This window comes from Marinobacterium sp. xm-d-564 (genome assembly GCF_013283345.1).
Taxonomy (GTDB): domain Bacteria; phylum Pseudomonadota; class Gammaproteobacteria; order Pseudomonadales; family Balneatricaceae; genus Marinobacterium_E.
Genome location: NZ_WBYO01000001.1, coordinates 1 through 17910, shown reverse-complemented (window position 1 = coordinate 17910; position 17910 = coordinate 1). Strand labels below are relative to the sequence as shown.

The window sequence follows — 17910 nt, the reverse complement described above, 5'->3', positions numbered from 1 at the left end:
CCCTTAGCCGCGCGCTTTAACAGCTGGTTTAACGATGACGTCACCACCAGGAGCACCAGGTACGGCACCCTTGATTAGCAGCAGGCCGCGCTCAGCATCTACGCGTACAACCTCGAGGCTCTGTACGGTAGAACGCTCTGCACCCATGTGCCCAGCCATCTTTTTACCTTTAAAAACGCGACCCGGAGTTTGGCACTGACCAATTGAACCCGGAGCACGGTGAGAAAGTGAGTTACCGTGAGTCATATCCTGAGTACGGAAGTTGTGACGCTTAACGCCACCCTGGAAGCCCTTACCCTTAGATTGACCAGTTACATCTACTTTTTCGCCTGCTTGGAAGCGCTCAACAGTAAGTGCATCACCTACGTTGATTTCCTCATCACCCTTCGCGCGAAACTCCCACAAACCTGCACCTGCTTCAACGCCTGCTTTAGCAAAATGACCAGCTTCTGGTTTAGAAAGGCGGTTAGCCTTCTTAGTACCAGTAGTCACTTGTACAGCAGCGTAACCGTCAGTTTCGACAGTTTTAACGCAAGTCACTCGGTTCGGTTCCACCTCGATGACGGTGACTGGCACGGACACGCCGTCTTCAGTGAAGACACGGGTCATGCCCGCTTTACGTCCGATAAGTCCTAATGACATTTTATATACCTCTTGCCAGTTGTGTACGGGGCTGTTACCCACTACGGCTACCCTTTTCAGGGGTATTCCACAAATAGCGCTTCATTAATAAAAAATTAATAAATCTGCGCGTGCTATTAGCCTAGGCTGATCTGCACTTCTACACCCGCTGCGAGATCTAGCTTCATTAGAGCATCAACTGTTTTTTCAGTTGGCTCAACGATGTCTAGAACACGCTTGTGCGTACGAATTTCGTACTGATCACGCGCGTCTTTGTTGACGTGCGGAGAGACCAATACGGTGTAACGCTCTTTGCGAGTAGGAAGTGGGATCGGACCACGGACCTGAGCACCAGTACGCTTTGCAGTTTCAACGATCTCCTGAGCCGAAGTATCGATCAGACGATGGTCAAAAGCCTTCAAGCGGATTCTGATTTTTTGGTTCTGCATTTTGATCACGCATTTCCTAAAATATTAAATAAACGGCAATAGCCGACCTCCCCTCAAATGAAGGGACGCAAATTCTACTTGAGTTTTGGGCTGTAGGTCAACTAAAGATTTGCCAAATGATTGGTGCGTAATTAGACAGCGGATGACAGGCTGAAAGCCAGTCACCGGAGCACCTAACCACCTACGTAGTGTCGGTGACTGGCTTCAGCCTGTCACCCGCTTTACCAGCAACCACCCAACTCAGTTTTGGTGACTGGCTTCAGCCAATCATCCGCCTTCCCAGCGCGCATTTTTTCCCATTTACGGTGACTGGCTTCAGCCTGTCACCCGCTTTACCAGCAACCACCCAACCCCAAACCGTGGACACAAAAAAACCCGCTCGAGAGCGGGTTTTTTTAGAAGATTATCGACAATTAATCGATGATCTTAGATACAACACCTGCACCTACAGTACGGCCACCTTCGCGAACTGCGAAACGTAGACCTTCATCCATAGCGATTGGGTTGATTAGTGTAACGTTCATCTTAACGTTATCACCAGGCATTACCATTTCAACACCTTCTGGAAGCTCTACAGCACCAGTGATGTCAGTTGTACGGAAGTAGAACTGTGGACGGTAGCCTTTGAAGAATGGAGTGTGACGACCACCTTCATCTTTGTTTAGTACGTATACTTCACCTTCGAACTGAGTGTGAGGAGTTGTAGTACCAGGAGCACATAGAACCTGACCACGCTCAACTTCGTCACGCTTAGTACCACGAAGAAGGATACCACAGTTCTCGCCTGCACGACCTTCGTCAAGAAGCTTACGGAACATCTCAACACCAGTACAAGTAGTCTTAGAAGACTCACGGATACCAACGATATCGATCTCTTCACCAACTTTGATGATACCACGCTCGATACGACCAGTTACTACAGTACCACGACCAGAGATCGAGAATACGTCCTCGATTGGCATTAAGAATGGCATGTCTACTAGACGCTGTGGTTCTGGGATGTAAGAGTCTAGTGCTTCAACTAGTTTCTTAACCGCAGTAGTACCTAGTTCGTTGTCGTCCTGACCGTTTAGAGCCATTAGAGCAGAACCAGCGATGATTGGAGTGTCATCACCTGGGAAGTCGTAAGTGTCTAGAAGTTCAACGATTTCCATTTGAACTAGCTCTAGCATCTCGTCGTATTCTTCAGTACCAACGCCGCCACAGTCTTCAGCAAGAAGGTCAGCTTTGTTTAGGAATACTACGATGTAAGGTACGCCAACCTGGCGAGAAAGAAGGATGTGCTCACGAGTCTGTGGCATTGGACCATCAGTCGCACCACAAACTAGGATAGCGCCGTCCATCTGTGCAGCACCAGTGATCATGTTCTTAACGTAGTCGGCGTGCCCTGGGCAGTCAACGTGCGCGTAGTGACGGATGTTTGAATCGTACTCAACGTGAGAAGTGTTGATCGTGATGCCACGCTCACGCTCTTCAGGAGCTTTATCGATACCGTCGAATGCGACAGCTTCACCACCGAAAACTTCTGCACATACACGAGTAAGTGCTGCAGTTAGAGTTGTTTTACCGTGGTCAACGTGGCCGATAGTACCAACGTTAACGTGGGGCTTGGAACGTTCAAATGCTTGCTTAGCCACGAGCTTAATTCCTGTGTTAGGTTTAAAAAAATAAGAAGACTGCCAATTCGAGTTAGCAATCCTACTGGGCGCGAAATTTTAACGTCATTGCCTATATAGTCAAGCAATGTGATCAATTTTCTTTAAAAAAGATCTCTCCAACCGGTTTAAGGCAAATAATAAGCCTGTTCGTTTTTACTTATACATATATATGTCACATCTTTTTGGTTACATTTCGATCAGCTATTCCATCGAGGCTTATACAAGCGTATAATCTCGCGACTTTTTAAAACGTCCATGAATTCGAGTGAGAACATGACTGATCTAAACAAATACCGAAATATAGGCATCTTCGCCCACGTTGATGCGGGTAAAACCACAACTACTGAGCGTATCCTGAAACTAACAGGTAAGATCCACAAAACTGGTGAAGTACACGAAGGTGCTGCTACTACCGACTTCATGGAACAGGAGCAGGAGCGTGGTATTACTATCCAGTCTGCAGCAACGACCTGTTTCTGGAAGGACCACCGTTTCAACATCATCGATACTCCTGGGCACGTTGACTTCACTGTAGAAGTTTACCGTTCTCTTAAAGTACTTGATGGTGGTGTTGGTGTATTCTGTGGTTCAGGCGGTGTAGAACCTCAGTCTGAAACTAACTGGCGCTACGCGAACGAGTCAGAAGTTGCACGTGTTATCTTCGTCAACAAACTTGACCGTATGGGTGCTGACTTCTACCGCGTTGTAGACCAGATCAAAAACGTACTAGGTGCAAACCCACTTGTATGTACTCTTCCTATCGGTACTGAAGATCAGTTCGTGGGTGTTGTAGACGTTCTGACTAAGAAAGCTTACGTATGGGATGATTCTGGCCAGCCAGAAAACTACGAAATCCAAGACGTTCCTGCTGACATGGTTGACGACGTGGAGATGTACCACGAGCAACTAATCGAAACAGCGGTTGAACAAGACGACGATCTAATGATGGCTTACATGGAAGGCGAAATGCCATCTATCGAAGACATCAAGCGCTGTATCCGTAAAGGTACTATCGCTCTAGACTTCTTCCCAACATTCTGTGGTTCTGCATTCAAGAACAAGGGTGTTCAGCTAGTACTAGACGCAGTGGTTGACTACCTACCAAGCCCAACTGAAGTTGATCCACAGGATCTAACAGACGAAGAAGGTAACGCAACTGGCGAGAAAGCGATCGTATCACCAGACGAGCCTCTACGTGCGCTAGCATTCAAGATCATGGATGACCGCTTCGGTGCTCTAACCTTCGTACGTATCTACTCTGGCGTACTGAACAAAGGTGACACAATCCTTAACTCTGCAACAGGTAAGACTGAGCGTATCGGCCGCATGGTTGAGATGCACGCAGACGAGCGTAACGAACTATCTTCTGCAACGGCGGGTGACATCATCGCGATCGTTGGTATGAAGAACGTACAGACTGGTCACACTCTATGTGATCAGAAGCACCCATGTACTCTTGAAGCCATGGTCTTCCCAGAGCCAGTAATCTCGATCGCTGTTGCACCTAAAGATAAAGGCGGCTCTGAGAAAATGGGTATCGCAATCGGTAAGATGGTTGCAGAAGATCCATCATTCCGCGTTGAAACTGACGAAGATTCAGGCGAAACCATCCTTAAAGGCATGGGTGAGCTTCACCTAGACGTTAAAGTCGACATCCTTAAGCGTACATACGGCGTTGAGCTAAACGTAGGTAAACCACAGGTTGCTTACCGTGAGTCGATCACTATCCCAGTTGAAGATAGCTACACGCACAAGAAACAGTCGGGTGGTTCAGGTCAGTTCGGTAAGATCGACTACCGCATGAAGCCAGGTGAGCCAGGTTCTGGTTTCACATTCAGCTCTTCAGTTGTTGGTGGTAACGTTCCTAAGGAATTCTGGCCAGCTGTTGAGAAAGGCTTCGCGTCTATGATGCAAGAAGGTACGGTTGCAGGCTTCCCGGTTGTGGACGTTGAAATCGAACTGTTCGACGGTGGCTTCCACGCAGTCGACTCTTCTGCTATCGCATTCGAAATCGCAGCGAAAGGCGGCTTCCGTCAATCTATGCCAAAAGCGGGTCCACAGCTTCTTGAGCCTGTGATGAAAGTTGACGTCTTCACTCCTGAAGATCACGTTGGTGATGTTATCGGTGACCTTAACCGTCGTCGCGGCATGATCAAAGACCAGGAAGCTGGCGTAACGGGCGTTCGCATCAAAGCAGACGTACCTCTATCAGAGATGTTCGGCTACATCGGTCACCTACGTACTATGACATCGGGTCGTGGTCAGTTCTCTATGGAGTTCAGCCACTACTCACAGTGTCCAGCTAACGTAGCAGAGACTGTTATCGCTGAAGCGAAAGAGCGTAAAGCGAACAAGTAATTCGCCCAACGCAAAAAACCCCGCCATCGCAAGATGCCGGGGTTTTTTAATGCTCACTTTTCAATTAATCGCGGCCTTTTTAAGACCACTCCAACAAGCAATGAGTGTTGGAGCTTTATCGCAGATGAAGCGATAAGCTAATTGCATCACCATCACCAAGTGGTACACTATATGGTACATAAATGGAGGGCATTATGATTACTCTAAACGCAACCGAAGCACGCAAATCTTTCTTCGACATCATTAAACGAACCAATCAGCAGCATGAAATCGTTGAGGTTCAACATAAAAACGGCAAGTCCGTGATCATGTCGTCCGAAGAGTATGAAAGCCTACAAGAAACGCTCCACCTCCTATCACAAGAGGGTTTTACCAAGGCGTTTAAAGAGTCTGTTGAAGAAGCAAACAGCGGCAAGACGGATAGCTTTGATGCTGTTTTCGGTGAGCCATTGTGACTGACAGACATTACGACATAGAGCTAACCAAACAAGCCCAAAAAGACATTAAGAAACTATCACCAAAGCTGAAAGAGAAACTTAAAGACATACTAAGGAACAAGATTGCAGTGGATCCGTTGTCCGGAAAAGCACTGCTAGGCGACTTAGCCGGTTATTACTCGGTAAGACTCACCTTTCAGGACAGAATTGTCTATCGAATCGAAGATGGACGCTGTGTGGTGATTATTATTCGGGCTAAGACACACTATGGTGATTAGATCGCGGCCTTCTTAAGACCGCTCCAACTGGCGCTGAGTGTTGGAGCTTTATCGAAGATGAAGCGATCGATTAACTCGTCAACAGCGAGCAAAACGGAATAAAGTCGTAACGCTCACCCGCTTTAATCTCAACATCCGCTGGTAAATGCAGCAAACCATCCGCATTCAACGCTGAGGATAGAACGCCTGAACTCTGATTCACCACACGTTGTGCGACACCGGCATGCAGCTCAACACGCATATACTCATCGCGCGACTGAGCAGAGCGTGCCACTGACGTCTCAACCGGAATTCGTAACGCCGGCTTATACACAGCCCCCTGAAGATGCATTAAACAAGGACGCGCCAGCAGTGAGAAGGTCACCAAGGCTGACATTGGGTTACCCGGCAGACCAAAAATAGGGGTCTGCCCTACCCGACCCGCGGCAAAGGGCTTACCCGGACGAATACGAATACGCCACAAGTTGAGCGAACCCAACTCATCGATCGCATTCTTAACATGGTCCTCTTCACCTACTGAGACACCGCCCATAGTCAGAATCGCATCCGCCTGTTCTGAAGCTGTAATAAATGCATCACGAGTCGCCTGATGATTATCAGCCACCTGGCCCATATCCACCACGTCAAAATCCGCTTGGCGAAGCAGCTCAACCAACATAGGTCGATTGGAGTTGTAGATCTGTCCAGGTTGCAGAGCAACACCGGGCTCTACAAGCTCATCACCCGTTGAAAGCAGTGCTACCTTTAATGGCTTGAAGACCTTTACATGAGTAATACCAGTTGAGGCACAGATACCTAGAGCCGGCGCCGTGAGTCGCGCCCCCGCCTCTAAAATCACTTCTCCGGCTGTAATATCCAAACCGGCCGCTCGAACATTCTCGGACGCTTTAGCGGTTTGTAGAATACGCACACCCATGTCACAGGCTTCGGTGTTCTCTTGCATCACCACACAATCCGCACCATCTGGAAGCTCGGCACCGGTAAAGATTCGCGCCGCAGTACTGCTGACTAATGGCGTAGTGACTGCGCCAGCAGGAATGCGTTGTGAAATGGCCAGTTCGGCACCCGCAACCGCATCTTTAGCGGCTAACGCATACCCATCCATCGCGGAGTTCGCTTTAGGCGGTACATTAATCGTAGCGACCACCGATTCTGCTAAAATCCGGCCTGCTGCATCATTCAGCGACACAGACTCAACATCTGCAATAACCGAGAGCTGATCAAACAGCGCTTGGCGCGCATCATCCAATGGAATCAACGGCTTCATAGCCGACATTACTCTGCCGCCTCGATAGCCAGACGCTGCTCTTTTACCTGCTCAAGCAGCGCCACAAAGTTACAAGGGCGGTGGCGGTTATCGAGCTGTGACTCAATGATGCTCCAGCCTGTACGGCAAGCACCAGTTGAACCTGGCATACAGACGATCAAGGTTCCGTTAGCCAGACCGGCAAACACGCGTGACTGTATCGTCGAGGTACCGATCTCATCCCAAGAGACCTTGCGGAACATCTCACCAAAGCCTTCGACCTCTTTATCGAATAGCACCTTAAGTGCTTCAGGCGTTGAATCGCGCAATGCAAAGCCAGTACCACCGGTACTCAACACAACCTGCACTTCAGGATCTGCAATCCAGTGCGAGACCTGTGCGCGCAACAGATAGACATCATCCGGCAACAGTGCGCGATCGATCAGGGTATGCCCTGCTTCAACGGCTGCATTCGCTAGAAAGTCACCCGAGGTGTCATTCGACTCGTTACGAGTGTCTGATACGGTCAATACTGCAATATTCAGACTGACAAACTCTTTACCGTTACTGCTCATTGTCTCTCCAAGCTCATACAGAGGGTTAATTTAAGGGATATTATTACGAACTTTACCGGCAGACGCACTGATGCGCATCAACCACCGGTGGCATTCATAAAACGGAGTATTTGCGGTTCGTTCGCTAGATCGAAGTGGTGTTTTTCAGGCTTAAGATCCATAGAGTTGATGATCGCCTGTTCTAGCTTAGCAGCACGTAATTCAGGATCCGCTTCTGAGCGCAACAGATCACGCAGATCCATAGAGTGTTCGTTACCCAAACAGAGCAACAAACGCCCTTCAACAGTGACACGCACACGATTACATTCCGAACAGAAGTTATGCGAGTGCGGCGAGATAAAACCGATGCGCGTATTCGAATCCACCATGCGGTAGTAGGTAGAAGGGCCCGCAGTCTGCTCTTGCGTCTTCTCCAGTGGGTAGACTTGCTCAATTAACTGACGCACATCATCGCTAGAGCAGTAGGCCTCTTCGCGATCATGCTCAGTAATAGCACCTAAGGGCATCTCTTCGATAAAACTGATGTCCATGTCACGATCACGCGCAAAATTGACCAGATCGACCACTTCATCATCATTACGGCCTTTTAAGATCACCGCATTTAACTTAACGCGTTTAAACCCTGCAGCACAGGCGGCATCGATACCGGCAATGACCTGATCAAACTTATCCTTGCGCGTCAGCTCTTTAAAACGATCCGCCTTCAGCGTATCCAAAGAGACGTTGATGCGCTTTACACCGGCTTCAACTAGATCGTTCGCCATGGTCGGTAGTTGCGAGCCATTAGTCGTTAATACCAACTCAATGTCCAACTCACCCAACTTGCGGATCAGCGTCAAAATATCACGACGTACCAATGGCTCACCGCCAGTCAAACGCAGCTTATTGACACCCAGACGCACAAACGCAGCACCCACCTCATAGATCTCCTCCAGAGTCAGCACCTGCTCGCGAGGAAGAAAGGTCATCTCCTCGGCCATGCAGTAGACGCAACGGAAGTCACAACGATCCGTCACCGAGATGCGCACATAGTCGATGTGGCGACCAAACTTATCGATCAGTTTCAAAGGTGTATTCATGGGCTCAAGTATAACGACTCGTGTAACAGTTTTTTAGCAATTCTTTGCGAAACTTTACGCTCTAGATCAATGCTTTTGATCAGTTAACAGCCTATTATTAGATCATTCTAATTTAACTCCCTTAAAAAGGACCTCCCATGGATACCAAAGCAAAACTGAGCCACACCAGCGTTGCGCTGCACTGGATAGTCGCCCTACTGATGATCGGCTCAATGATCATTGGCCTGACACTAGAAGAGATGGAGCGCAGCCCAGAGAAGTTCGACCTACTGAAACTCCACATGACGGCCGGCGCCGTTGTATTTGGCTTTGCCGTATGGCGCTTAATGGTGCGAGTGAAAAATGGGTTCCCTGAGTCACTGAGTGATGTACCAGCAATGCAGAAAAAGATCTCCATCATCGTGATGAGCTTCCTGATTGCAGCGACACTGTTCATGCCTATCTCTGGTGTACTGATGCAGGTTGGCGAAGGTCACGCCGTAATTATCTTTGGAATGGAAGTGATCGCACGCAGCAACACAGAGATCGAATGGTTAGAAAAGCTCGGCCACATCGGACACGGCCTAGGCAGCAAACTACTTATGCTCGCCTTCTTCCTACACGTCGCCGCCAGCTTCAAACATATGCTGTTTGCAAAAGACGGCACCATGGCTCGTATCTTAGGGAGAAGGGTATAAAGAGCTCCAACGCGGTGTCTGATATTTCAATCTGACACCGTCCTCTCAAAATTTAAACTAGCGAGTAATTGCACTAGCTCTAGTTTCACCTGAGAAGATCAACATTTGGGCTATTAGGTACAAACCCATTTACTGCTTCAATCAAGATCTCTCGAGCAGAGGCACTATCATTTGCCTCATCTACTTGCTTAATCCGTAATAAGATCGAATTAAGTACTTTGCCGCTAAGCACGTCTTCATGTGCAGTCATAATTTTAGGGTGTACCGTTGAAGACGGATTATCTCCAATGAGTAATTCTTCAAACAACTTTTCACCTGGCCTCAAACCAGAGTACGAGATGGCAATTTCACCTTCAGGATTCTCATCATCTTGGATGGAGTGTCCACTCAACTTGATAACGTTTTTAGCAAGATTGATAATTTTGACTGGTTCTCCCATATCCAAAAGAAATACATCTCCACCTTTAGCCAGAGAACCTGCCTGCACAACCAAGAGCGCCGCCTCTGGAATAGTCATAAAATAGCGTGTTATCTCCGGGTGCGTAACAGTCACCGGCCCACCAGATTCAATTTGTCGTTTAAATAATGGGACAACAGAGCCTGAGGAACCTAATACATTACCAAAACGCACCATACACATAATGGTATTGTTCTGGTTAACAGCAAGATGCTGAACGTAGAGTTCTGCTAAGCGCTTAGTAGCCCCCATTACATTTGTAGGCCTAACCGCTTTATCAGTAGATATGAGAACAAATCGCTCAACTTTAGCTTCAATAGCAGCCCTTGCTGCAGACTCAGTTCCTAGGACATTATTTCGCAATCCCTGAAGGATATTATGTTCGACAATAGGAACATGCTTGTATGCAGCAGCGTGATATAGGGTATTAATTTGGTACTTTTCTAATGACGCCTTGAGTCTATTAAAATCCAAGACACTACCTAGTAACGGAATTACTGATAAATCTGGATGAGATAAACGAAGTTCACGATCAATTTCATACAATGCGAGCTCCGACAATTCATATAAAACTACTAATGCAGCACCATTATTAGCTGCCTGACGGGCCAGCTCTGAGCCTATTGATCCACCTGCTCCAGTTATACAAACATTATTTCCCTTGAGGCTAGCATCAATCAACTCATCAATTGGAGGAACTACGTCACGCCCTAACAAGTCGTCAACGTTCATATCTCTTAATTGGTCTGCTGCCCTCCCAGATAGAATCTCCTTTATCGAAGGCATAGTTTTAACTCGAACGGGCTGAACACTTAACCTATCCATAACTTGTTGTATCTCAACTGAGGAAGCGCTAGGGAGGGCAAGCAAAACTAGTTCAACATCAAACTCATCAATTAATTTTTTTAGTGTATCGGGCGAGTGAACCTTTAAATTACCTACGTACCCATTCCAAAGTGATGGATTATCATCTACAAAAGCAACAGGCTTGTATTCACCACCATTTGGGAGCATCAGAGCAAGCTGTGAACCTGCACTTCCAGCACCATAAATTATTGCCGATGGTGTTTGATGATATTTAGCAACAATCCAGTGATAGTAATTACGGAAAATAAGTCTACTTCCACCAAGATATAGCCAAGCAACCAGACCAAATATAATTGGAATTGATCGTGGAAAATTACTGATAAAAAACAATTGGGCAAGGGCATAGACAAGAACAACCAAAATAGCTGTGCCAATTGCTACAGTTTTAAGCGCCTTTAAGCCTAGATAACGCAAGACTGCTCTATATAGACCAAGGCGTATAAAAACAAACACACCGACAAAGGGAACTGTTAAAAAAAGCGGGACTGCTGATTCAAGGTACTGACTAGGCCACCACTCTGACAAGCGAAGCGCATAAGCTGAATACAAAGCTAATATAAGCGCCGCAACATCAAGAATAACAAGAACAAACCTCCGAAAATTGCGCGAGGTTGAGTTTATTAATAGATCAACAACTTTAAGCATCGACTTTCTTTCAAAAAATCCTAAGAAAAAACATTCTACATTCGCTCATCATACTAAACCAATGCTTTAAAAGACTGAATCTAAAGCATAACTGCAACTTATCGCACCCTACCTCATTAAAACTGGTGTCTGGCCTTCAGCCTGACACCATTGTTGCGACCAGTTCGTTTTGCAAAATCACCCTTAAATGCGAATGATAACTATTAAATAAAACCCGTCCTGCATATCTGTAAACGCATTATGTTGCTTTTTAAGTTTGCAACATAATTAACATTGACCACCCATTTGCATTTGGCATACTGGATAAAAGAACAGTTTATTTAATGGTGATCACATGACAGCAAAAGGCGGACCAAAAACAAAAGAGGGTAAAGAAATTTCAGCCCAGAATTCATTAAAGCATGGATTAACAGCCAAAGGATTCATTAACGAATTAGAGAATGCAAATCATAACTCTCTAGTTCAAAAATTAAATGATGAATATGCACCGAAAGGAACGATTGAATCTATTCTTATCGAAGATCTTGCAATGATTCGTGTTCAACTCGCTCGTTTCAAGGACGTAGAGGCCGCACTATTTTTGAACAGCCAAGGGCAAGCTGAATTTGCTAGCTCACTGGTTGACTCCCTACAGCTAAGCGATGAGAGAACCAGGCAAGATTTAATCAATGCCATCAATACTGAAAAGAGTTTCATTGATGCCAAACACCAACGAGTAGCTAAGTGGTTATCAACTCTTGATGAATCGAATATAAATGAAGCAGAGCTATCAGAAGAGATTAAGACCCTAATAAAAAATGAGCTGAGAACGGATTGTATTGAAAGAGACATAAGGCCGCTTGAATTGATTGAGCATCTAGAGAAAATGAATACAGACCCTAATGCTCCTTTGTGTATTATTAGGTTGATGGGTGTTACTCCAAATGCGATTAAACTAGAAAAAGCTGAGAGGGATACTCAGTTGAAACAAATCAATGAACTCCAAATGCGTGATTACGTTACTGCAAAAAAAGTAGAGAGCTCACAAAACATAACAAAACAAAAATTACTTGATAGGGCTTTGGCACAAAAAAGGGCTTTAGTAGATGCAGCGTTGCCAGCCCCAGGAGAAATCGACCGCCTCTACCGATACCGCACCACACTTGAAAAACAGTTCTCAAACAAACTTAGTCAATTAATACAGTTACAAGAAATGCGAGAGCGAAAAGAGCGTCAAAAGGGTGGAGGTAGCTAAAAGATTGCTGTAGGAGGAACTTTGAGCGAAGCGACAAATTCGACTGGATCGAATTTGAACAGCAAATGCTGGCCCAAAGGGTGAGGACAGTCCGAATAAAATCTGCCCCGACCAATTACCCTACAATTTCAAATGCAACATAACCCCAGGATTCACCAAAGGGTCTCCAAGAAACTCCACACCCGCTTCTTCAAAAGTGCTTTTAATCGCCTGTAGCGTTTTAACGTTTGCATTAGGTATGCCACTCCCCATTTCATAGCGGCGTAGTGTAGTAGCACCCACACCACTCTTCTCAGCCAAATCAGCAGCACTCCACCCAAGAATCGCTCTTGCAGATTTTATTTGACAAACGCTTAACAATTATTATCCTTATATGGATTATATTATTCCATTTATAGGTGGTTAATCATGATCAACAAAATACTAGCATCATTCGATGGAGCTTTCGCGGAAAATACTATCCGCGCCTATCGATCAGATTTCAACCACTACGAAAAGTGGTGCAAATCACACAATTTCAAACCCATCCCTTCAACCGCAGACAACCTAGCTCTATACGTAGTAGAGATGTCTGATAACTATAAAAGCGCCACAATCCGCAGACGCTTAAACTCCCTGAGCTCTATCTTCCACCTATCTCGGAATCCAAACCCAACTCGCGATCCGGAAGTGCTACTAGCGCTAAAACGCATGCACCGTAAAATCGGCCGCGCTCAAAAACAGGCCTCTCCTATTACACGTGAATACTTAGCTCAAATGATGAAGAAGTGCGACAACTCCGTAATCGGTCTTAGAAACAAAGTCCTTCTTCAACTCGGCTATGAAAGCATGCGCCGAAGAAGCGAGATTTGCCAATTCAGATTTGAAGATCTTAAGAAAATACCCAACAACAAATACGCATTGCTTCTACGCCATTCAAAAACAGATCAACTAGGTAATGGGCGATTGATCCCCATATCAGAAAAATTGGCCAACCTGATTACAAAATGGCAAAAGCGAATCGATATCAACAAAGGAGTGATTCTAAGGAGCATTCGTAAAAACGGCGCTGTAAATGGACCACTCTCACCAGCTGCCATGACGAACATCCTAGTCGACCTGCAATACCGATCTCGACTACGCCACCTACCCCACTTCAGTGGCCATTCATTTAGAGTAGGCTCCGCGCTAGATCTTCTAGAAAGGGGAGTCCCACTAGAAAAGATTATGTTACGAGGCGGGTGGTCGTCTAAATCAACAGCGCTTAAGTACCTAGCTAGTTGGGTAGGGAGTGACTTAGATGTATTCGAAGAATACTAACTTTGGACTCTATCACCAGAACCCTTTCCAGCAATGGTTAGGAAGATATATTTGAAATAGTTTGAGACGGACATCTCGGCAATCATTTTCGCATCAGACTCAGCCAATAATTCAGGCGTAGACATATCAATTTCATTAACCTGCGAAAGCCCAGTAATACCTGGAGGAACCGAGAATACTCCGTAACGATCACGTGCTTCAGTAAGCTCTTCTTGATTAAACAACCCAGGACGCGGTCCAACAAGGCTCATTTCACCTTTCAAAACATTCCAGAGCTGCGGCAACTCATCCAACTTAGTACGACGCAAAAAATGCCCAAAGGGTGTAATAGATGAGGAACTAGCTAGGTGACTTGCAACTGAGGCAGTATCAACCTTCATAGTACGGAACTTAAGTAATATAAAAGGTTTCTTCGCTCTTCCAACACGCTCTTGCCTAAAAATAGGCGACCCAGTACCAAACAAACCAATAATCACCAGCAGAACAAAGATAGGCGTACCCAGCACCAGCCCAAGAAGCGCAAATACAAAATCAAACAGACGGATCAATTGAAAACCTCTATTACCTTTCCCGAGACTCGAAACACCGACGCAATCCTTCCTCGACAGAAATGGGAGGTTTCCAACCGAGTAGATTGCGTGCTTTAGATATATCCACTTGCAACGACCCCAACAACTTTTGCGCGACTATCCTTTTGCCAAAAAACGTAGCACCGAAGATCAACCAAGAAGACGGTACACGGAACAATCTAGAGGGCTTATCCATCGCTTTAGCAACACCTTGCAAAAGCTCGGTAGTGGAGAGGTCTTGTCCATCGCCAGCCAGAAAGACTTGATTAGCCGCTGCAGGATGATCAATACAATTAATAATTAGATCAACCAAGTTATCAACCGCCACCAAGGAGCGACTGTTATAAATCGCGCCCAATGGAAGAGGCACGCCCTGTGCTACTCGCTTCACTAGGCTGCCGAAATTACCCGGGGCGTTCGGACCATACACCAGAGGAGGGCGGATAATTACAACTTCAATACCAGTTTGACGTTGAACCTCCCATAATCCCTGTTCAGCTTCCCATTTAGACTGTGCATACAACCCACAGGGATTTGGTTCATCGTCTTCAGTAAACGGCGTTGAGTTAATGTTGCCATTAACACCTATGGAGCTTACAAAGAGGAAACGGCTTACCCCAGCTTCTGCAGCCTGTCGCGCCAGATTTAGCGTACCGTCGACATTTACTCGCCGATACTCCGCGAGAGGATCGACACCATTGTCTTTAATCACATGAGCGCGCGCAGCTGTATGGATAACTAGATGCGTGCCATACAACGCATCTGACCAATCTGTCATAGCACTCACGTCTGCCACTCGGACAATTTGAACATTTGGAACCGAAACAGCTCCGCGCAATGAAGCGACAACAGCAATATCTGGTTTCGACGCCAGAGCCTTTGCTATATGACTACCTAGAAAGCCGGATGCCCCTGTAAGAAGAACTTTCATAGCTCTACCAAATAAATATTGCAGCTCACATTTTCTTTAGCAGAACGCGAGAATAAAATGCCCCAACAAGGTGAGTAAAGGTATATAGATATGAAGCTAAGGAAGGTACCGCCGACCTATTCCGATGAACCATTAACACTTTTTTAGCCATCTGCCATTTTGAGCCCGATATCTGACCTTGTATTTTACGATACATCACTAGTGATGCCTTAACTTTAATACACTTCGCTCCAGATTCCAGCATCCTCAGCCAAGAATCATAATCTTCCACCGCTCTGTAGGATCTAGCCTCATTGAACGGAAACCTCCTTGAAAGCGTGGTTCTAACGATTACACTGGAGGTGGGAATCTGGTTGCGGAAACGTTCTGAAAAATATGAGATTTGTTTGGCACCAGTGTGTACTAAATCCTCGTATTGGATACCGGACTCAAGATAAAAATCCGAAACAGTCGAACACACGAGATCAAAGTTTCCCTCTCTAAACAACTTAACTTGAATTTCCAGCTTCCGGGGATGCCAGATATCGTCAGCATCAAGGAAGGCAACTAGGTTGTAATTTGCTAATGCAACCCCGACATTTCGCGGACCAGCAGGCCCTCCGAAATTGCGTTCTAGTTTCACTAAACTAATCCGAGAGTCGAGCTTTACGAAGCTATCAACTACATCGGTAGTACCATCGTTGGAACAATCATCAACTACAATTAATTCCCAGCCCAAGTATGATTGATTTAACACCGATCTAATTGTACTAGATATGACTTCCACCGCATTATAGCTTGGCATGACTATTGAAACATTAACCGAACTGGAAGAGTACAAAGTTACCTATCTCCACGTTTAAATTTTTTCTAAAAGCATCTATCCACCTGAACAAGAAACGCCTCATTATTCGTAGTACTGCATCACCACCAGTTCAGTTTACACTTTCCCATCGCATACCAGATTGCCGCTCGGACTCAACAGGCGAAAGTAAATCATTCGCCGATATTGCCCTACCGAATTATAAACATTTCTATGCAGCTAAAAAATCGCCATGCATCTTCGCGTGTCGAGTAGGTTTTACTTTTTTATCCGTTCGCGTTTCAGTAGCTGGAATAAGCTCTCAGCGACTACATAATCGTGGCAGTTTCCTCTGAGGCTCAAACTGCCCCCAAGCCGGTGAGCAAGCAGAAAGTCGCTTAAGCACACTACGCTGTTCAAGTTGCTCTAGCCATTCATACTGAAGCTATCCGTTCTCATCCAGACTAAGCCACGTTTGTAGCTGACGGTTTTACACGTTTTCTCTACGCTTAATTTTATCCGCTATTCCCTCTAACTTGTTAAGGCGCGTGGTTTCTTTAGTAGTCAGTTCGTGACATGGATTGACTTTGTTAATGTGCTTAAGTAACTAATTCCTTAACTTGCCACTTGGTTTTTTTGATCGTTAAACCATTCGCTCATTTGGACAGATTAAGCATGCAAAAAGCATAAGCAGTGGTAGAGCCCTCGCTCAAAAGTGTTTGGTTTTCGTAGATATTTTAGATGACTACCAATTTCCGCGTTATTCCAATGTGCAAATCGTGGACCTCTGAGTAAACGGTGCAGAAGGTTGTGATCAACATCGATTCTAACGAATGGCTCCGATAAATCTTTTGTAACTTCAATTTCTTCGGCTTGACCATTTGTGTTTAGCTGAAAAGCAAACTTGTCGCTTCTAATAACTAGATTAGTTTTTGATATGAAGTTAATTTCTTCTGCTTTAGCCATAAACCTTTTATAGGCTGCGGCTATGAGATCTCCTAATTCGCCATCGTCCCAGTAGTCATTGTCGTAATCGAGAGGTCTTTTCGAGATTTCACTAACATATTCATCACGAGTTAATGCAAACTTATCTTCACTCTTTTTGAGTGATTGTGCTTCACAGTCATACGTGTCAAATCTTTCCAAGTAAATACCATTTGAGATAGATGAAACTGCATTATTAAGATATGTAGTTGCGTCGAGTACAGATGGCACTCCCCTGAACTTTGTTAGTGATGAAAGACGTGAGCCAAGCATATAAGTGCCAGCAAATGGAGCAAAAGAAGTTGGTTTTATAAGCTCAATATATTTTATTGCCTGATTGATAAACTGTTGTTCTTTTCCATTAGCAGCGATTAACTTTTCTTCTTCAGTATCGAACTCAAAACATTGTGGGTATGGTCCAGCCCCTGCATAACCTACTAATAAAAGATCTATATTAAGCTCGTGAAGGTGGTTTGCCATAATCGTATGAGATGCAAGCTCGAAGGGGCAATCGTTAGTGTTAAGGACTCGATTTCCACCTATCTGAAATAATGCTAATGTATCAATTTGAGTGCTACCAAATTTCTTTTCGACGATACCGCAACCCATGAATTTTCCACAAATTTCTGGATTACAATTGACCTTTCCCCTTAGTTAGTACCACTTCTTCGATGAGATTTTGCTAAGCAGCACGCTTAGCGAATTCCTCTGGTGGCACATAGCCAAGTGCACTATGTGGTCTTACTTTATTGTAATGATCTCGCC

General features: G+C 45.5%; 19 protein-coding genes and 1 pseudogene. 6 read left to right on the top strand and 14 right to left on the bottom strand.

Going from position 1 to position 17910, the window contains the following annotated elements; translation table 11 throughout:
• Positions 1–3: 3 nt before the first annotated feature.
• From rplC to tuf, 3 genes are all read right to left on the bottom strand, one after another.
• Positions 4–642, bottom strand: a complete 639-nt coding sequence (gene rplC, locus XMD564_RS00095) for a 50S ribosomal protein L3 (RefSeq protein ID WP_173480308.1) — start codon at positions 640–642, stop codon at positions 4–6.
• Between the two features lie 116 nt (positions 643–758).
• Positions 759–1070 carry a 30S ribosomal protein S10 gene (gene rpsJ / locus XMD564_RS00090; RefSeq protein ID WP_173480307.1) on the bottom strand — a complete coding sequence of 104 codons (312 nt, stop codon included), beginning with the start codon at positions 1068–1070 and terminating at the stop codon, positions 759–761.
• A gap of 413 nt (positions 1071–1483) precedes the next feature.
• Positions 1484–2707: an elongation factor Tu gene (gene tuf, locus XMD564_RS00085; RefSeq protein ID WP_173482923.1), complete on the bottom strand. Its 1224-nt coding sequence runs from the start codon at positions 2705–2707 to the stop codon at positions 1484–1486.
• 294 nt (positions 2708–3001) lie between these two features.
• Between tuf and fusA the strand changes: the two genes are divergently transcribed.
• From fusA to XMD564_RS00070, 3 genes are all read left to right on the top strand, one after another.
• Positions 3002–5086: an elongation factor G gene (fusA, locus tag XMD564_RS00080; protein ID WP_173480305.1), complete on the top strand. Its 2085-nt coding sequence runs from the start codon at positions 3002–3004 to the stop codon at positions 5084–5086.
• 194 nt (positions 5087–5280) lie between these two features.
• The gene (locus XMD564_RS00075; protein ID WP_173495174.1) at positions 5281–5541 is read left to right on the top strand and encodes a type II toxin-antitoxin system Phd/YefM family antitoxin; all 261 of its coding nucleotides are present in this window, start codon (positions 5281–5283) and stop codon (positions 5539–5541) included.
• Positions 5538–5801 carry a type II toxin-antitoxin system RelE/ParE family toxin gene (locus XMD564_RS00070; protein ID WP_173495173.1) on the top strand — a complete coding sequence of 88 codons (264 nt, stop codon included), beginning with the start codon at positions 5538–5540 and terminating at the stop codon, positions 5799–5801. The genes XMD564_RS00075 and XMD564_RS00070 overlap by 4 nt, the downstream gene beginning before the upstream one ends.
• A 70-nt stretch (positions 5802–5871) precedes the next feature.
• Here XMD564_RS00070 and glp read toward each other — a convergent pair whose 3' ends face one another.
• From glp to moaA, 3 genes are all read right to left on the bottom strand, one after another.
• Positions 5872–7077: a gephyrin-like molybdotransferase Glp gene (glp, locus tag XMD564_RS00065; protein ID WP_173507603.1), complete on the bottom strand. Its 1206-nt coding sequence runs from the start codon at positions 7075–7077 to the stop codon at positions 5872–5874.
• Positions 7077–7622 carry a molybdenum cofactor biosynthesis protein B gene (gene moaB, locus XMD564_RS00060; RefSeq protein ID WP_173507602.1) on the bottom strand — a complete coding sequence of 182 codons (546 nt, stop codon included), beginning with the start codon at positions 7620–7622 and terminating at the stop codon, positions 7077–7079. The genes glp and moaB overlap by 1 nt, the downstream gene beginning before the upstream one ends.
• A gap of 77 nt (positions 7623–7699) precedes the next feature.
• On the bottom strand, positions 7700–8701 hold the full coding sequence (gene moaA, locus XMD564_RS00055; protein WP_173482927.1) for a GTP 3',8-cyclase MoaA: 1002 nt from the start codon (positions 8699–8701) through the stop codon (positions 7700–7702).
• 137 nt (positions 8702–8838) lie between these two features.
• Between moaA and XMD564_RS00050 the strand changes: the two genes are divergently transcribed.
• A complete protein-coding gene (locus XMD564_RS00050; protein WP_173507601.1) occupies positions 8839–9378 on the top strand; it encodes a cytochrome b in 540 nt (179 codons plus the stop codon).
• Positions 9379–9463: 85 nt separating this feature from the next.
• Here XMD564_RS00050 and XMD564_RS00045 read toward each other — a convergent pair whose 3' ends face one another.
• Positions 9464–11347 (bottom strand): nucleoside-diphosphate sugar epimerase/dehydratase, encoded by a 1884-nt coding sequence (locus tag XMD564_RS00045; RefSeq protein ID WP_173507600.1) that lies wholly within the window; start codon positions 11345–11347, stop codon positions 9464–9466.
• Positions 11348–11681: 334 nt separating this feature from the next.
• Here XMD564_RS00045 and XMD564_RS00040 point away from each other — a divergent pair, with 334 nt between their 5' ends.
• Complete coding sequence (locus tag XMD564_RS00040; protein ID WP_173507599.1) at positions 11682–12581, top strand: hypothetical protein; 900 nt, start codon at positions 11682–11684, stop codon at positions 12579–12581.
• Between the two features lie 120 nt (positions 12582–12701).
• On the opposite strand, the gene XMD564_RS00035 is transcribed toward XMD564_RS00040, so the two are convergent.
• The gene (locus XMD564_RS00035) at positions 12702–12941 is read right to left on the bottom strand and encodes a helix-turn-helix transcriptional regulator (RefSeq protein ID WP_173507598.1); all 240 of its coding nucleotides are present in this window, start codon (positions 12939–12941) and stop codon (positions 12702–12704) included.
• Between the two features lie 48 nt (positions 12942–12989).
• On the opposite strand from XMD564_RS00035, the gene XMD564_RS00030 reads away from it, so the two are divergent.
• The gene (locus XMD564_RS00030; protein ID WP_173507597.1) at positions 12990–13880 is read left to right on the top strand and encodes a tyrosine-type recombinase/integrase; all 891 of its coding nucleotides are present in this window, start codon (positions 12990–12992) and stop codon (positions 13878–13880) included.
• Here XMD564_RS00030 and XMD564_RS00025 read toward each other — a convergent pair.
• The 6 genes and pseudogenes from XMD564_RS00025 to XMD564_RS11530 form a co-directional block, all read right to left on the bottom strand.
• Positions 13877–14428 (bottom strand): sugar transferase, encoded by a 552-nt coding sequence (locus tag XMD564_RS00025; protein WP_173507596.1) that lies wholly within the window; start codon positions 14426–14428, stop codon positions 13877–13879. The two genes, XMD564_RS00030 and XMD564_RS00025, sit on opposite strands and share 4 nt — an antisense overlap.
• A 13-nt stretch (positions 14429–14441) precedes the next feature.
• Positions 14442–15380, bottom strand: a complete 939-nt coding sequence (locus XMD564_RS00020; protein WP_173507595.1) for an SDR family oxidoreductase — start codon at positions 15378–15380, stop codon at positions 14442–14444.
• Between the two features lie 25 nt (positions 15381–15405).
• Positions 15406–16164, bottom strand: coding sequence for a glycosyltransferase family 2 protein (locus XMD564_RS00015; protein WP_173507594.1), 759 nt, complete (start codon positions 16162–16164; stop codon positions 15406–15408).
• A 130-nt stretch (positions 16165–16294) separates the two neighbouring features.
• A pseudogene (locus tag XMD564_RS11350) lies at positions 16295–16560 on the bottom strand (IS3 family transposase); the annotation flags it as partial.
• A 270-nt stretch (positions 16561–16830) separates the two neighbouring features.
• A complete protein-coding gene (locus tag XMD564_RS00010) occupies positions 16831–17754 on the bottom strand; it encodes a hypothetical protein (protein WP_173507593.1) in 924 nt (307 codons plus the stop codon).
• A gap of 73 nt (positions 17755–17827) precedes the next feature.
• On the bottom strand, positions 17828–17910 hold an 83-nt coding region (locus XMD564_RS11530), incomplete at its 5' end, for an integrase core domain-containing protein (protein WP_173489325.1).

Excerpts from the sequence above, each read along its gene's own strand:
- XMD564_RS00030 (WP_173507597.1), top strand. The coding sequence starts at position 12,990 with ATGATCAACAAAATACTAGCATCATTCGATGGAGCTTTCGCGGAAAAT.
- rplC (WP_173480308.1), bottom strand. The coding sequence starts at position 642 with ATGTCATTAGGACTTATCGGACGTAAAGCGGGCATGACCCGTGTCTTC.
- fusA (WP_173480305.1), top strand. The coding sequence starts at position 3,002 with ATGACTGATCTAAACAAATACCGAAATATAGGCATCTTCGCCCACGTT.
- XMD564_RS00040 (WP_173507599.1), top strand. The coding sequence starts at position 11,682 with ATGACAGCAAAAGGCGGACCAAAAACAAAAGAGGGTAAAGAAATTTCA.
- XMD564_RS00050 (WP_173507601.1), top strand. The coding sequence starts at position 8,839 with ATGGATACCAAAGCAAAACTGAGCCACACCAGCGTTGCGCTGCACTGG.
- rpsJ (WP_173480307.1), bottom strand. The coding sequence starts at position 1,070 with ATGCAGAACCAAAAAATCAGAATCCGCTTGAAGGCTTTTGACCATCGT.
- XMD564_RS00045 (WP_173507600.1), bottom strand. The coding sequence starts at position 11,347 with ATGCTTAAAGTTGTTGATCTATTAATAAACTCAACCTCGCGCAATTTT.
- XMD564_RS00075 (WP_173495174.1), top strand. The coding sequence starts at position 5,281 with ATGATTACTCTAAACGCAACCGAAGCACGCAAATCTTTCTTCGACATC.
- XMD564_RS00010 (WP_173507593.1), bottom strand. The coding sequence starts at position 17,754 with ATGGGTTGCGGTATCGTCGAAAAGAAATTTGGTAGCACTCAAATTGAT.
- moaA (WP_173482927.1), bottom strand. The coding sequence starts at position 8,701 with ATGAATACACCTTTGAAACTGATCGATAAGTTTGGTCGCCACATCGAC.
- XMD564_RS00020 (WP_173507595.1), bottom strand. The coding sequence starts at position 15,380 with ATGAAAGTTCTTCTTACAGGGGCATCCGGCTTTCTAGGTAGTCATATA.
- XMD564_RS00015 (WP_173507594.1), bottom strand. The coding sequence starts at position 16,164 with ATGCCAAGCTATAATGCGGTGGAAGTCATATCTAGTACAATTAGATCG.
- moaB (WP_173507602.1), bottom strand. The coding sequence starts at position 7,622 with ATGAGCAGTAACGGTAAAGAGTTTGTCAGTCTGAATATTGCAGTATTG.
- glp (WP_173507603.1), bottom strand. The coding sequence starts at position 7,077 with ATGTCGGCTATGAAGCCGTTGATTCCATTGGATGATGCGCGCCAAGCG.